The organism is Stutzerimonas stutzeri (assembly GCF_024448935.1).
In the GTDB taxonomy this organism is placed as follows: Bacteria; Pseudomonadota; Gammaproteobacteria; order Pseudomonadales; family Pseudomonadaceae; genus Stutzerimonas; species Stutzerimonas stutzeri_AO.
The window spans coordinates 27,614-40,833 of the sequence record NZ_JAMOIE010000005.1; the positions used below are offsets into that span (position 1 = coordinate 27,614).

The following is a 13,220-nucleotide window of genomic DNA, read 5'->3' on the forward strand; positions in this document are numbered from 1 at the left end:
AGTGCACCGGAAGCAGTGGCCTTCGCAGTCTGCAACATACGCTCAACGCAACAGCGTCATACGCAGCCCATCCTCGTCGGAGGTCTCCGCTTCCATGCGCCGCGCATTGATCCGCTCCTGGGTAAGCGCCTCGTACCAAGCCGCGGCGCCTTTGCCTTTCAGCGAGACCCGTATCGTGCTGTCGAGCCGCAGGACATTGGCCAGCAGCGCGCCCCACTCCGCCGTGGGCTCTTGCGGCAATCGAGGCAGCCAGAGTTCGCCAGTGCTTTTCAACTGACGCAACAGGGTGCCCGGATTCGGCAGGATGATACCGAGCGACTGATCAGGCTCGAACTGCTCCACATGCAGATAAGGACGACCGTTGCCACGGGTGACACCGTATAGCGCCATCAGCCGATCCGAATCGCCTGGCAGGCGCGCCAGCAGATAGGCCTGCCTCGCCTCTGGGCCATACAGCGTCGAGCGATGAAACACCTCGTTAGCCCATAGACTGCTCGATCCGCACTCACGCCCCTCACACCAGAAGAGCAGTTCAGCGCCCTCGTTCAACAGACGATGTCGTCCCCGCTCGAATGCTTCGATGCCGGTATGGACATCGGGCAGCAGATAGGTAACCGCCGTCAGGTGGCCGCTGGCGGTGATCTGGTCGCTCATTCGCAGCCGCCCGCTGATACGCCGTATCGAATCCAGCGGATAGGTTCGGTCCAGCACGTCCCGCTCTTTGAAGCCCACGATTTCAGATTGCGGGTAGCGCGGAAGCACGTCGAAATCTCTGCTGCCCGGAAGATCCGCCGCAGCAGTGGTACTGATAGCCAAGATCAGCGCCGTTATCCATCTAACTCGCATACGACTCCTCAATGGGTCACCACCGACGGCAGGGTCTGACCCTTGGAGGTGGCTGTGGTATGGAGGTTGATCATTGCGGTGTTCCCTGCTGAGGCGATAGCCCAGCCTCACCAGTTGGCAAATGCAAGTCAAGCGGGGCTTTGCGACAGATTCTTGCGTAATCCCGTCCTGGCTCGATTCACCCTGCGAAGAACGGGTTGAAAACTGCCGCCACCGCTTCGGCCCCGACTTGATCATCCAGGTGCAGGTGATGGCCGCCGGGCAATCGATGCAGCACGAATGGCAAGGCCTGGATCAGTTCGAGCCTGGCCGGCTGGGTCAGCAAACCTTGCTCCGCCAGCACCAGGCTCGCCGGGCAGGCCACGCCATGCACGAATGCCAACGCGTGGGCACGAGTCAGGCGCATCGACGACGGCAGCATCAAACGCGCATCAGTGCGCCAGGTATAGCCACCGGGAACCGGCATCAATCCTCGCTGCGCGAGCCGCTCGGCCGCCTCGTGGCTGACCGCCCCCACGCCTTTCATGCGCGCCGCGACAGCCTGCTCGAAGCTGGCGTAGACCGGCTTTCGCTTGTTGTCGACGACAAGCAACTTTTGCAGCGATTCCCCAAGCTTCTGCGGCGCCGTTTCGGCTTCGCCGGTATAGGGGATCACCCCGTCGATCAGGGCCAGTCGCTCGACCCGATCAGGCATGGCACCGGCCAGCAACACCGACACGATGGCGCCCATCGAGTGCCCCAGCAAGGAGAACCGCTTCCAGCCAAACTGTTCGGCCGTCTGCAAGACGTCGTGCGCGTAGTCCCAGATGTTGTACGCCGCCCCGAGCGGTCGATGATCGGAATGACCGTGCCCCGGCAGGTCTAGCGCAACGATCCGGACGCCCTCAAGCAACGGCGCCAGACGCGAAAAGGTGGCCGCATTGTCCAGCCAGCCGTGCAAGGCAATGACCGGCTGACCGTCTTCCGGACCGTACAGGTGAGCCGCAACCTCGATATGTGGCAGGCTCAGGCGGATCTCTTCGAACGTGACCCTCATGCGGCACCCCGCCTGTCCAGTTCGGCCCAGCGACCGAACAGCTGCCTGAGCAGGACCGCGGTTTCATGCGGTCGCTCGAGCGGAAACATATGCCCGCCGGGCAAGGTATGGGCCTCGCCGCGGGCAACCAGCCGGAGCAGATAAAGATGATGGGGCAGCACTACTCGGCTTTCACGTCCCCGCACCACAGCCAGCGGCATTTTCAGCGCATGGGGCCAGCCGGGCGTCACATGCGGCACGCTGCGATAGATACGAATTTCAGTCTCCGGGTCGAAGCGCAAACGCACCCCCTGAGCAGTCGGCTCGAGCCCATGCTCGACGTACGCATCCAGGCAGGCAGGATCGAAAGCGCGAAACAGTGCTTTGCTGGCGAAGTAACGCCGCGCTTCGTCGACGCAACTGAACTGCTCGCGACGACCGCGGGTACGCCCCGCGGGCGTCAGGCGATCAATGAAGCCAAAGCGTTTACCCGCCCAGATCAAGGTCTGATCCAGCCAGGTCGGCATAGGCGAATCGAGCATGACCACCCCGCGATAAAGCTCCGGGCGTTGCAAGGCGGCGTGATAGTGCAGCATTCCACCAAGCGAATGCCCGACTCCCCAGACCGGCTCCTGCAACGCCGCTAGCTGTTCAATCAGCTCCTGCACCAGGTTCTGCCAGTTGTCATCGACCGGGAAGCGCGGGTCATGACCGTGCTGATCGAGGTGGGTGACTGTGTACTCGGGCATCAGGTCTTCAAACAGCTTGCGATAGGTGGCAGATGGAAAACCGTTGGCGTGAGCGAAAAAAATGCGTTGCGTCATGAGTTATAGGCGCTGGATGGAGACGACGGCCATTGTCGGGCGCCCCTTCCCTTAACGGCAATCGGCCGAAGCGGCAGAAGCAAAGGCAGTCCTGCCAAACAGAGCGCCTAAGACGCTTGCACAGGCTGCGGACTGTTTTCGCCAATCGGCACGACCGCAACAGTCAAACGCGAGATGCAGGTCAGTTTGCCGTCATCCCCGTGCAGCCGTATGTCCCAGACGTGGCTGGAACGTCCCAGATGAACCGGACGACAAACCGCGGTGACACGACCGCTGCGTACCGCGCGGACATGGTTGGCGTTCACTTCGAGGCCGACACAATAAAATCGGCTCGGGTCGATACATTGGTAGCTGGCCGTGGACCCAACGGTCTCGGCGAGCACCACCGAAGCACCGCCGTGCAGCAACCCATAAGGCTGATGAGTACGGGAATCCACGACCATGCTGGCCGTGAGGCAGTCCTCTTCGACTGCTTCGAAACGAATATCGAGCAGCTCGACAATGGTGTTCTGACGGTTGGCGTTGAGTTGTTCGAGGCTCGCTGGTCGCTGCCAAATGCTCACGTATCGCTCCTGTTCTTGTTTTATCTGCTGCAAGTCACTTGCAGTTGCTAGCGCAGCATAGCGAGTAGCCAATTGCAGTCAGACGGGATGCCGCAGCGCAACCAGGCGCATCAACCCCGCCGCAACATGCTCCCCTTCCAACTCGGCCAGGCTGGCGGTTGCCATCGGAATGGGCGCGTCACGCTGACCACTGACCAGCCAACCGCCGAACACACCGACAAAAGGCTGATGGCTGACCAGCAATAAATGCCGTTCGCTACGACGATCGAGGTAGAGCTGCGCATCGGCCGGATCAGATTCCGGCGTCAACCAGGGTACGGTTTCCACCGGCCCGCTAAAACCGACGGCCTGCCGCACGATCTCAGCGGTCTGTTGGGCTCGCTGATAGGGACTCGCCAGAATGGCCTGCAGCGGTTGTCCTTGTAGATGCGCGGCGGCGCCCTCCACTTCGATGCGGCCCGCAGCGGTGAGATTACGCTCGGCATCGGTCCGATTGCGGGGCTCGGCTTCGCCGTGGCGCAACAGCCACAACATCATGGCTGCGGCTCCTGTTTTGGCGGGGCCGCCTGGACTGAAGGCAGCGTTTCCCTATCGGCCGGACGCGGTTTTGGCCAATCGGACATCGGCCAAGGCTTGCGATCGGTATTGAACGTGCCGAAACGGCCTATCTGCGCCACGTACTGGCTGAGGCTGTCACCCAGTTCCAGCAAGCTGTCATTGGCCTTGCCATTTACCGCCTGCAGCACCAACTGCGCTACCACTACAACCAGCAGCGCCAGCTCGGCCAGCTGCCAGACAAAAAAGAAAATCAGCATCCAGAGTGCGCGCAGGATCAGCGACTCGCGCTCCACGCTGCGTTGTGATGTGTTCATTGGTAGCTCCGTTGTCGTGTCAGAAACCGTCGATGGAGATGAAATCCACGTCGGTCTTCGGTTCACCGCGCATCAGCAGCGCAATCACCTGATCCAGCGTACGCCCCTCAAACACAATGGCATGCAGACCCGCGACCAGTGGCATGTAGACCTGCAGCTCCTCTGCCTTGGTCTTCAATACCTTGATGGTATTGACGCCTTCGGCCACTTCACCCAGCCGCGACACCGCCTCATCGAGACTCAACCCCTCACCAAGAGCATGGCCCACCTGAAAGTTGCGACTCTTCGTCGAGGTGCATGTGACGATCAGGTCTCCCACTCCGGCCAGCCCGAGGAACGTCATCGGATTTGCGCCGAGCCTAGCAGCAAAGCGAGTCATTTCAGCCAGGGCGCGCGTGATCAGCATACTGCGGGTGTTTTCGCCCATGCCGAGGGCCGCGGCCATACCAGCCATGATCGCGTAAACGTTTTTCAATGCTCCGCCAAGCTCGACGCCAAACCGGTCGGAACTGGCGTAGACACGAAAGGTCCGCCCATGCAGCGCCTGCTGCACGCAACGGCAAAGCGCCTCATCGTCGCTGGCGACAACCGTCGCGGTCAGCGCGTGCTCGGCTACTTCTCGCGCCAGGTTGGGTCCTGAAATCACGCCGATTCGGGCCTGTGGCGCGATTTCTTCCAGGATCTGGCTCATCAGCATGAAGCCTTGGGCCTCGATGCCTTTCGTGGTGCTGACCAACAGCTTCCCCGATAGCTGATCAGCGAAAGGTGACAGTGCCTGGCGCAAGGCGCTGGAAGGCAATGCTACGAAGACCAGCTGACAATCAGCCAGCGTCTGCCCAAGATCGGTGACAGGGCTGACGCCTGGCAGCAGCGTCACACCTTTCAGGTAGCGCGGATTCTGGCGGTACGTGCGAATGCTCTCGGCCTGCTCGGCATCGCGCATCCACCATCGGACGCGGTGGCCGTTTTCGGCAAGCAGGTTTGCGATAGCGGTTCCGAAGCTGCCGCCGCCAAGCACCGCTATGGGTTGCTGTTCAGTCATGGGGGATCCGTTTAGGCACCGAGTGCAAGGGTCAGCATAATACGTGGCGCTCCGCACGCAACCAGTGCAAACCCAGTCCTGATGTCTGAGGAATCATTCGATTACAATTTCCGGTCGCGCCGAGCGATGGCGAACGACCCCGTATCCAGGCGTGTGTTGTCAGCCCCCAGGGGAGGCATTCCCCAATGGTCTATAAGAGGCAGAACGTCACATGGTCGTTGTCGCGGGTCAGGAGTGTTAAAGTATCGGCCCGTTTCTGCCATGGCCGTCTCGTGGTGGGTCGAAACGAGCGGTACTCATGCCCCCTGTGCTGTGACTTTTAGCGCAAGGCGGCAGTCTATGACTAGTCTTATGACCGGACTCGCTATTTCGAGTCGGATGAACGCAGCAAGCCCTCCATAAAGGGACCATTGAGGAATACGCATGACCAAACAACAGGCCTTTACTCGGGAAGATCTGCTCCGTTGCAGCCGCGGCGAGCTGTTCGGCCCCGGTAATGCGCAGCTGCCCGCGCCGAACATGCTTATGGTCGACCGCATCGTTCATATCAGCGAAGTCGGCGGCAAGTACGGCAAGGGCGAGCTGGTTGCAGAGCTGGATATCAACCCTGATCTCTGGTTCTTTGCCTGCCACTTCGAAGGTGACCCGGTCATGCCTGGCTGCCTGGGCCTCGATGCCATGTGGCAACTGGTCGGTTTCTATCTGGGCTGGCTGGGCAACCCGGGCCGTGGCCGTGCGCTGGGTTCTGGCGAGGTCAAATTCTACGGTCAGGTCCTGCCGACCGCCAAGAAGGTGACCTATAACATCCATATCAAACGCACCATCAGCCGCTCTCTGATCCTCGGTATCGCCGATGGCACCGTCAGCGTGGACGGTCGCGAGATTTACAGTGCCGAAGGTTTGCGTGTCGGCCTGTTTACATCTACTGATAGCTTCTGAAGGACTTTCGCATGCGTCGCGTCGTAATCACCGGCCTGGGTATCGTTTCCTGCCTCGGCAATGACAAAGACACCGTTTCCGCCAACCTGCGGGCCAGTCGCCCCGGTATTCGCTTCAATCAGGCCTATGCCGATATGGGCCTGCGTAGCCAGGTCTCAGGCTCGGTTGATCTGAACCTGGAAGAACTGATCGACCGCAAGGTTCTGCGCTTCATGGGCGATGCGGCGGCTTACGCCTATCTGGCGATGCAACAGGCCCTGCAAGACTCCGGCCTCAGCGCTGAGGATATTTCCAACCCGCGCATCGGCCTCATTGCGGGATCCGGTGGCGCCTCTACCATCAATCAGATGGAAGCTATCGACATCCTTCGCGAAAAGGGCGTCAAGCGCATCGGACCATACCGCGTACCGCGCACCATGAGCAGCACGGTTTCCGCTTGCCTGGCGACGCCTTTCCGCATCAAGGGCATCAACTACTCCATCGCCTCGGCCTGCGCCACCAGCGCGCACTGCATCGGCCATGCCATGGAACAGATCCAGATGGGCAAGCAGGACGTCGTCTTTGCCGGCGGCGGAGAGGAAGAGCACTGGAGCCAGAGCTGCCTGTTCGACGCCATGGGCGCCCTCTCCAGCCAGTACAACGAGACCCCGGAAAAAGCCTCCCGCGCCTACGATGCCAAGCGTGATGGTTTCGTCATTGCCGGCGGTGGCGGCATGGTCGTGGTCGAAGAGCTGGAGCATGCGCTCAAGCGCGGCGCCAAGATCTACGCGGAAATCGTCGGCTACGGCGCTACCTCCGATGGCTATGACATGGTCGCACCCAGCGGTGAAGGCGCGCTGCGCTGCATGCAGCAGGCGATGTCCACCGTAGACACCACCATCGACTACCTCAACACTCACGGCACCTCGACGCCGGTGGGCGATGTGGCCGAGATCAAGGCCGTGCGCAACATGTTCGGCGACAAGATCCCGACCATCAGCTCAACCAAGAGCCTGTCCGGCCACTCGCTGGGTGCCGCAGGCGTCCACGAAGCGATCTACTGCATGCTGATGATGCAGGGCAACTTCATTGCCGGCTCCGCCAACATCGAAGAGCTCGATGCAGAAGTCGCTGACATGCCGATCGTTCGCAAAACCCGTGAAGACGCCAAGATCGATACCGTCATGAGCAACAGCTTTGGCTTCGGCGGCACCAACGCAACGCTGGTTCTCAATCGCTGGAAAGGCTGATCAGCACAGCTCAGCAGGTAAATGACAACGGCGCCTCCAGGCGCCGTTGTCGTTTGTGGACGTTTGTCGCTGACCAATGTCAGGCTGGTCGGAAACAGGAAGCTGGCGATAACGGCTGTCGCACGGATCGTGCCCAACGCATAGAGCACCAGAATCGGACGAATGTGCGTCGTCCGCGCTTGTGATTGGCCAGCGACGCAGTGACCAGAACGAGCAGCCGTACCGGCGCAACCGCCTTCAACCCTGCGACGAACAGACTTCCTGGCAAGCTGACTGACGCTGCAGCCTCGGCCACAGCCAGGCCAGACGACAGCCGGCAACAAGGCCGACCACAGGCGTGACAAGACCGATACGGTTATACGCTCGAATAGACGGCGGACGAGCGGCTATGGGGCCATCCAACAGCCATCTGACGCTACTTCGTATAGCGCACCTCCGCCTGCCGCTTACGCGGAAGTACAGCGAGAAAATTGTCACGCGCTACCTTGCGTGCCACGGCCTCCGGCAACGCATCGAGGAAAGGATCAAATGTGTGCATCGCCTCTCCCAAACCTTCGAAGCGACCCACCACATCGGAACCAATCATGAAGCGGGTAGGATGCCGCTCGACCAAGGCCACCCAGTCGGGATCGGGTGCGCCTGTACTGTCCAGCAGATAAGGCCGAAGCATGGTCCATGACAAATCAACGTATAGATTTGGGTAGTCATCGAGCAGGCGTTTGACGGTAGATAACAGGAAGTCGAGCTTCTTCTGGTGACGATGCAGCTCCTTGCTGGTACCAGCATGCGCCCAGATAAAGCGTGTATGCGGGTGGTTACGCAGCGGCTCTTCCAGTTCAGCGAGATAGAGCGGATTGCGCTCGCGCTTGGAGGTAATGTTCGAGTGCAGCATGACCGGCAGATCGAACTCGGCTGCCAGGTGGTAGACCCGCGTCAACGCTTCGTTGTTGGCACGGGGCGTATCGCCCTGAGTCAGAGCCGTCACATCATCATGCCGAGTGAAGATCTCACCCAGTCCCTGCCACAGACCCGGATCCATATCGAGCATTCGACGGATATGCGCATCGGCATTCTTGTCGTTGGGATTGAAGCCCGAGAGGAACGGATGGAAGCGCTTGCGCTGCTCTTCGTCTAACTCCTTGAGCGCCGCAGCGACCACCACGTCGGTCGCACTGTACCAGTAGACGGCCGCGTCATCGCCCGCGTAGTAGCGAGGGCGTTTGGGCTCATTCTCGTGCCATTTCTTGGCGACCGGTATACCGCTGATCATCAGGTGATCGATATCGCCCTTGTCCATGGCCTTAAGCAGCTGGTCCATGCCATCGCTTTCCTGAAAAAAGTCGACGAAGTGCAGATGGGCGTCGCTGTAGTGGTAGTCCCGTGCCTGTACCGGTGCGGCCGAGACAACCAGGCAAAACGCGGCGAGACAGCCTCGTATGTTGAGCAACCGATGTCCTCCTGGTGAGCACGCCGATAGACCGTCCAGTCGCTTGGCGGTTCATAACGCGGTGACGCTGTTACAAGCGCGCCGTGCTCGATGCCTGATTAATCCTGATTCTTTCAGCAAACGCACCATCGAAAAAGGCCCGTCAGTGACGGGCCTTTTTTGCGACAGATCAGCTTAAGCGGACAACTCAACCAGCAGCTTGTTGAGGCGCTGCACATAAGCTGCGGGGTCCTTCAAACTGTCCCCTGCCGCCAAGGCCGCCTGATCGAAGAGGATGTGAGAAAGATCGGCGAAGCGGTCTTCATCCGGCTCGGCGTCGAGTTTTTCAATCAGCGGGTGTGCCGGGTTGATCTCGAAGATCGGCTTCGATTCCGGCACCTTCTGCCCGCTGGCCTCGAGGATCTGGCGCATCTGCAGTCCGAGGTCCTGCTCACCAATCGCGAGGATTGCCGGTGAATCAGTCAGACGATGCGATACACGCACCTCTGCAACCTCATCACCGAGCGCTGTCTTGAGCCGCTCTACCAGGCCTTCCTTCGCTTTGGCGATCTCTTCCTGAGCCTTCTTGTCCTCTTCGGAGTCCAGCTTGCCGAGGTCCAGATCACCGCGAGCGACATCCACGAACTGCTTGCCGTCGAATTCGGTCAGGTAGCTCATCAACCACTCGTCGATACGGTCGGTCAGCAGCAACACCTCGATACCCTTCTTGCGGAAGACTTCCAGGTGCGGGCTGTTCTTGACCTGTGCGTAGGATTCGCCCGTCAGATAGTAAATCTTGTCCTGGCCTTCCTTGACCCGTCCGAGGTAATCGGCCAGCGAAACGCTCTGCTCGCCCGAGGCATCCTGAGTAGAGGCGAAGCGCAGCAGTCCGGCTATCTTCTCCTTGTTGGCGAAATCCTCCGCCGGACCTTCTTTCAACACCTGACCGAACTGCTTCCAGAAGTTCTTGTAGTCCTCTGGCTGGTCCTTGGCCAACTTGTCCAGCATGTCGAGCACGCGCTTGGTCAGCGCCGACTTCATCGAATCGATTACCGGATCCTTCTGCAGGATCTCGCGGGACACGTTCAACGATAGGTCGTTGGAATCGACTACACCTTTGATGAAGCGCAGGTACAACGGCAGGAACTCATCGGCCTGATCCATGATGAAGACCCGCTGGACGTAGAGTTTCAGTCCTTTGGGCGCTTCTCGCTGATACAGGTCGAACGGCGCTCGGCCAGGAACGAACAACAACGACGTGTATTCGAGCTTGCCCTCAACTTTGTTATGACTCCAGGCCAACGGATTCTCGAAGTCGTGCCCGACGTGCTTGTAGAACTCCTGGTATTCCTCGTCCTTGATCTCGGTACGCGGACGGGTCCACAGCGCGCTGGCTCGGTTGACCGTTTCCCACTCGGTCTCGGCCGGCTTGTCTTTCTCCTCACCATGAAACTCTTTCGGCAGTTCGATCGGCAGCGCGATGTGGTCGGAGTACTTCTTGATGATGTTGCGAAGGCGCCAACCGTCGGCAAATTCTTCTTCGCCAGGCTTGAGATGCAGAACGATGCGAGTGCCACGTTCCGGCTTCTCGATGTTCGCAACCTCGAAATCGCCCTCGCCCTTCGACGACCAATACACGCCTTCTTCTGCAGACGTACCGGCGCGGCGGCTGAACACCTCTACCTGCTCCGCGACGATGAAGGCGGAATAGAAGCCAACGCCGAACTGACCGATCAGGTGTGAATCCTTCTTCTGGTCACCGGTCAGGTGTTTCATGAAATCAGCCGTACCCGACTTGGCGATAGTGCCCAGATGGGTGATGACGTCTTCGCGGTTCATGCCGATGCCGTTATCTTCGAGAGTGACGGTCTTGGCATCTTTATCGAAGCTGACACGAATCTTCAGATCGGCTCCGCCCTCAAGCAGCTCAGGCTTGGCCAGCGCTTCGAAGCGAAGCTTGTCGGCAGCATCCGAGGCGTTGGAAATCAGCTCGCGAAGGAAGATCTCCTTATTTGAATACAAGGAATGGATCATCAGGTGAAGCAGCTGCTTCACTTCGGTCTGGAAGCCCAGGGTTTCTTTGTTTTGAGTCTCCACACTCATCGTCTTGCAAACTCCACATCGTCAATGGCACGGACCGCGACTGCGGTGATGACAAGCAGATGGGGGCTTGGCGCTAAAATTCAAGTGCGCCGCATGCCTGGGTGCGATTGCAGACCTTCGTACGGCGACCTCCCGCCAGGCCCACTAAGGCTCGAGTAGCTCGAGCCGAACGATATCGTCGGGGCTGAGATTGAACGCGGCCTCCCCCGGCCCTTTCAGCCGTTGCCTGATAGACAGGTTGCCGTCCCGATCGAGCCCTTTGAAGCGCCCTTGCGCAACACCGCCGCGCTTGGTATGGGCGCGTATTTGCAGATGTTCGTAGCGCTCCGGATCGCGCAGCAACCGCGCCAGAGAGAACCGCTGGCGGCGATCGATTCCGGCCGAAGCGGTGCTATCGGGCAGTGGCGCTGCGTGGGTCGTCGCAACCTTTGGCTGGGTTTCGACGGTAGCCTTAAGCGGCGGGTAGGTATCGTCGTCGACCGCCCAGCCTTGCTCACCCTTGTGCATATTGAGCTCGAAAAGACCCGGCGAACCTTCAACTTCGGCGCGCACCGAGAGGAGCATGCTCGACGCAGGGAAGGTGACTGCAGACAGGGTTCCGATGGTCACTGCCCGCGTCTCGAAGCGTCGCTGCAGATGATCCCTGGCCACATAAGCGAGTGTGTCAGTTGAGTCATGCGTCAGATCCACCTGGCCCGAACGGTAACGCAGGTTGTCGGTGAACAACTCGACGTGCCCACTGAGGCTCGTGTGGTAATGGGTCGGCAAGACCAGATGGAAGTCACCGGCCAGCTTGTTCGGCGGCACTGGCTGCAGATCCAGGTATAAGCTATAGCCGCTTCGAACTCGGCGCGCTTCAGGTAGCTCCTGTTCTGGACGCATCCAGCTGATCTCGATCTCCGGGACGGCACCGGTGTCCTCGGGAAGCACATCGACCTGCACCGCGCCAGACGGTTTTTCGCCAAGGCGAATGCTCACTTCCTGCTGGGCAAACAACTGATCCCCTTCTCGCAGCGTGAGCACGCCATCCATGAAACTGCCAACCCGAGGCTCGAATGGCCGGCCATCGAGCTGCCCGTGCAAGCGAAAACTCAGCTGCTGGCCCTGCATCCGCTCATCCAGCTCGAGCCATTCAAGGCTGGTGATGGCTGCGATTCGCTCCGGATCGTGGTCAGCGAGCAATGTAAACCCGACTACAAGAGGAATAAAGCCCAAAGCGGACAGCCCCACCGCCTTCCGGGCGTTATTCCAGTGGCGCACGATATAGAGCAGAGTCACCGGAGGTAGCAGACAGCCTACGCCCCACAACAAGCCCGTACCGAACGCCAGAACGATCAACCAGATCAGGCCCGCTACGATCAGCAGTAGCCCGCCCAGTATCAGCAACGCATCCATTCAATACCTTCGAGACAACTACAAGTGGCATCGGCCAGGCCTATCAGGGCTCGTTGACCTTGAAGTGGCAACGCGCAGTAGCGATCGGTTCGGCCTGATTGGTTTGCCAGGCCGTCACGGCAACATTGGCCACACGGCGTCCCTGGCGCCAGACCTGGCAGGCGGCGAAGGTGTCACGATAGTGGCCCACTCGAAGATAATCTATCGAGAAGTCGATGATTTTGGGCAAATATGGCGCGCCCATGAACATCAGCAGATTGAGCATTGCCGCGTGCTCCATGAAGCCAGCAATCACGCCGCCGTGGATAGCTGGAAGCGTAGGATTGCCGATGTTGTCCTGATTCTTTGGCAGCCGGAACACCATCTCATCGCCCAGCCGCAAGCACTCGATACCGATGAGCCTGGCGTACGGCACCATGTTCAGAAGCACATCGTAATCATTGCTGGCGTGAGCCTCACGGACCAGCGCGTCCAGGTCCAGAGCACTCATTTCGGTGTCTCCGGTGCTTTCACTAGACTGTTCCTGCCCATACGCATGAAAGCACCCACAACGTGGGCAATCGGTTCGTTGATATCACGCTGATAAGCGACTCCACGGGTGAACATGACAGTCGGTGTTACGCGGTAGCACTCAGCAAAGCCAAACACATCATGATTCGGTTCGGCGGGATGCATGTAGTCGATGCGTAGATCAAGCGTGGGACAGATCTCTATCTCAGGCAGTGCGCACGCCGTGGAAATACCGCAAGCGGTGTCCATCAAGGTTGTAATTGCCCCGCCGTGGACGCGTCCGCTCTCAGGATTGCTGACGATCTTTTCGCTATAGGGAAGGCACAGCGTGAGCCCCTTGGCGCTCGCATGCTCGACCCGCATGCCCAGGACCTGACAGTGGCGTACCAGGGAAAGGAAGCGCTGGGTACGCTCCAACATCAAACTATTGCTCATGCGAACTCTCAGAAAGCCCAA

14 protein-coding genes and 1 pseudogene are annotated in these 13,220 nt (G+C 59.6%); 2 read left to right on the forward strand and 13 right to left on the reverse strand.

Annotated elements, in window-relative coordinates; translation table 11 throughout:
* Nucleotides 1-42: 42 nt before the first annotated feature.
* From NA637_RS02440 to NA637_RS02470, 7 genes are all read right to left on the reverse strand, one after another.
* The gene (locus NA637_RS02440) at nt 43-846 is read right to left on the reverse strand and encodes a DUF4892 domain-containing protein (protein WP_256070865.1); all 804 of its coding nucleotides are present in this window, start codon (nt 844-846) and stop codon (nt 43-45) included.
* 178 nt (nt 847-1,024) lie between these two features.
* Nucleotides 1,025-1,882, reverse strand: a complete 858-nt coding sequence (locus NA637_RS02445; protein ID WP_256070866.1) for an alpha/beta hydrolase — start codon at nt 1,880-1,882, stop codon at nt 1,025-1,027.
* A complete protein-coding gene (locus tag NA637_RS02450) occupies nt 1,879-2,685 on the reverse strand; it encodes an alpha/beta fold hydrolase (protein ID WP_256070867.1) in 807 nt (268 codons plus the stop codon). Before NA637_RS02450 ends, NA637_RS02445 begins: the two co-directional genes overlap by 4 nt.
* 107 nt (nt 2,686-2,792) lie before the next feature.
* Nucleotides 2,793-3,248 (reverse strand): hotdog fold thioesterase, encoded by a 456-nt coding sequence (locus NA637_RS02455; RefSeq protein WP_256070868.1) that lies wholly within the window; start codon nt 3,246-3,248, stop codon nt 2,793-2,795.
* A 78-nt stretch (nt 3,249-3,326) separates the two neighbouring features.
* Complete coding sequence (sixA, locus tag NA637_RS02460; RefSeq protein ID WP_256070869.1) at nt 3,327-3,785, reverse strand: phosphohistidine phosphatase SixA; 459 nt, start codon at nt 3,783-3,785, stop codon at nt 3,327-3,329.
* Entirely contained in the window at nt 3,782-4,120 is a 339-nt protein-coding gene (locus tag NA637_RS02465) for a DUF4389 domain-containing protein (RefSeq protein ID WP_256070870.1), read from the reverse strand. The genes sixA and NA637_RS02465 overlap by 4 nt, the downstream gene beginning before the upstream one ends.
* Nucleotides 4,121-4,139: 19 nt before the next feature.
* On the reverse strand, nt 4,140-5,162 hold the full coding sequence (locus NA637_RS02470) for an NAD(P)H-dependent glycerol-3-phosphate dehydrogenase (protein ID WP_256070872.1): 1,023 nt from the start codon (nt 5,160-5,162) through the stop codon (nt 4,140-4,142).
* A 423-nt stretch (nt 5,163-5,585) separates the two neighbouring features.
* Between NA637_RS02470 and fabA the strand changes: the two genes are divergently transcribed.
* A complete protein-coding gene (fabA, locus tag NA637_RS02475) occupies nt 5,586-6,101 on the forward strand; it encodes a 3-hydroxyacyl-[acyl-carrier-protein] dehydratase FabA (RefSeq protein ID WP_256070874.1) in 516 nt (171 codons plus the stop codon).
* A gap of 11 nt (nt 6,102-6,112) precedes the next feature.
* Nucleotides 6,113-7,330, forward strand: coding sequence for a beta-ketoacyl-ACP synthase I (gene fabB / locus NA637_RS02480; RefSeq protein WP_256070876.1), 1,218 nt, complete (start codon nt 6,113-6,115; stop codon nt 7,328-7,330).
* On the opposite strand, the pseudogene NA637_RS02485 reads toward fabB, so the two are convergent.
* The 6 genes and pseudogenes from NA637_RS02485 to NA637_RS02510 all read right to left on the reverse strand — a co-directional run.
* Nucleotides 7,312-7,720, reverse strand: a pseudogene (locus NA637_RS02485) (serine/threonine transporter SstT); the annotation flags it as partial. The gene fabB and the pseudogene NA637_RS02485 overlap by 19 nt on opposite strands.
* Before the next feature lie 25 nt (nt 7,721-7,745).
* The gene (locus tag NA637_RS02490; RefSeq protein ID WP_256070945.1) at nt 7,746-8,768 is read right to left on the reverse strand and encodes an amidohydrolase family protein; all 1,023 of its coding nucleotides are present in this window, start codon (nt 8,766-8,768) and stop codon (nt 7,746-7,748) included.
* Nucleotides 8,769-8,951: 183 nt separating this feature from the next.
* Entirely contained in the window at nt 8,952-10,859 is a 1,908-nt protein-coding gene (gene htpG / locus NA637_RS02495; RefSeq protein WP_256070878.1) for a molecular chaperone HtpG, read from the reverse strand.
* Between the two features lie 144 nt (nt 10,860-11,003).
* On the reverse strand, nt 11,004-12,254 hold the full coding sequence (locus NA637_RS02500; RefSeq protein ID WP_256070880.1) for an MFS transporter: 1,251 nt from the start codon (nt 12,252-12,254) through the stop codon (nt 11,004-11,006).
* A 43-nt stretch (nt 12,255-12,297) separates the two neighbouring features.
* Nucleotides 12,298-12,744 (reverse strand): PaaI family thioesterase, encoded by a 447-nt coding sequence (locus NA637_RS02505; protein ID WP_256070882.1) that lies wholly within the window; start codon nt 12,742-12,744, stop codon nt 12,298-12,300.
* Nucleotides 12,741-13,199, reverse strand: coding sequence for a PaaI family thioesterase (locus NA637_RS02510; RefSeq protein WP_256070884.1), 459 nt, complete (start codon nt 13,197-13,199; stop codon nt 12,741-12,743). Before NA637_RS02510 ends, NA637_RS02505 begins: the two co-directional genes overlap by 4 nt.
* Between the last annotated feature and the right edge of the window lie 21 nt (nt 13,200-13,220).

What these genes read in the sequence shown, in the direction of transcription:
- fabB (WP_256070876.1), top strand. Translation starts at nt 6,113, where the DNA reads ATGCGTCGCGTCGTAATCACCGGCCTGGGTATCGTTTCCTGCCTCGGC.
- NA637_RS02450 (WP_256070867.1), bottom strand. Translation starts at nt 2,685, where the DNA reads ATGACGCAACGCATTTTTTTCGCTCACGCCAACGGTTTTCCATCTGCC.
- NA637_RS02505 (WP_256070882.1), bottom strand. Translation starts at nt 12,744, where the DNA reads ATGAGTGCTCTGGACCTGGACGCGCTGGTCCGTGAGGCTCACGCCAGC.
- NA637_RS02500 (WP_256070880.1), bottom strand. Translation starts at nt 12,254, where the DNA reads ATGGATGCGTTGCTGATACTGGGCGGGCTACTGCTGATCGTAGCGGGC.
- sixA (WP_256070869.1), bottom strand. Translation starts at nt 3,785, where the DNA reads ATGATGTTGTGGCTGTTGCGCCACGGCGAAGCCGAGCCCCGCAATCGG.
- NA637_RS02510 (WP_256070884.1), bottom strand. Translation starts at nt 13,199, where the DNA reads ATGAGCAATAGTTTGATGTTGGAGCGTACCCAGCGCTTCCTTTCCCTG.
- fabA (WP_256070874.1), top strand. Translation starts at nt 5,586, where the DNA reads ATGACCAAACAACAGGCCTTTACTCGGGAAGATCTGCTCCGTTGCAGC.
- NA637_RS02445 (WP_256070866.1), bottom strand. Translation starts at nt 1,882, where the DNA reads ATGAGGGTCACGTTCGAAGAGATCCGCCTGAGCCTGCCACATATCGAG.
- NA637_RS02465 (WP_256070870.1), bottom strand. Translation starts at nt 4,120, where the DNA reads ATGAACACATCACAACGCAGCGTGGAGCGCGAGTCGCTGATCCTGCGC.
- NA637_RS02470 (WP_256070872.1), bottom strand. Translation starts at nt 5,162, where the DNA reads ATGACTGAACAGCAACCCATAGCGGTGCTTGGCGGCGGCAGCTTCGGA.
- htpG (WP_256070878.1), bottom strand. Translation starts at nt 10,859, where the DNA reads ATGAGTGTGGAGACTCAAAACAAAGAAACCCTGGGCTTCCAGACCGAA.
- NA637_RS02440 (WP_256070865.1), bottom strand. Translation starts at nt 846, where the DNA reads ATGCGAGTTAGATGGATAACGGCGCTGATCTTGGCTATCAGTACCACT.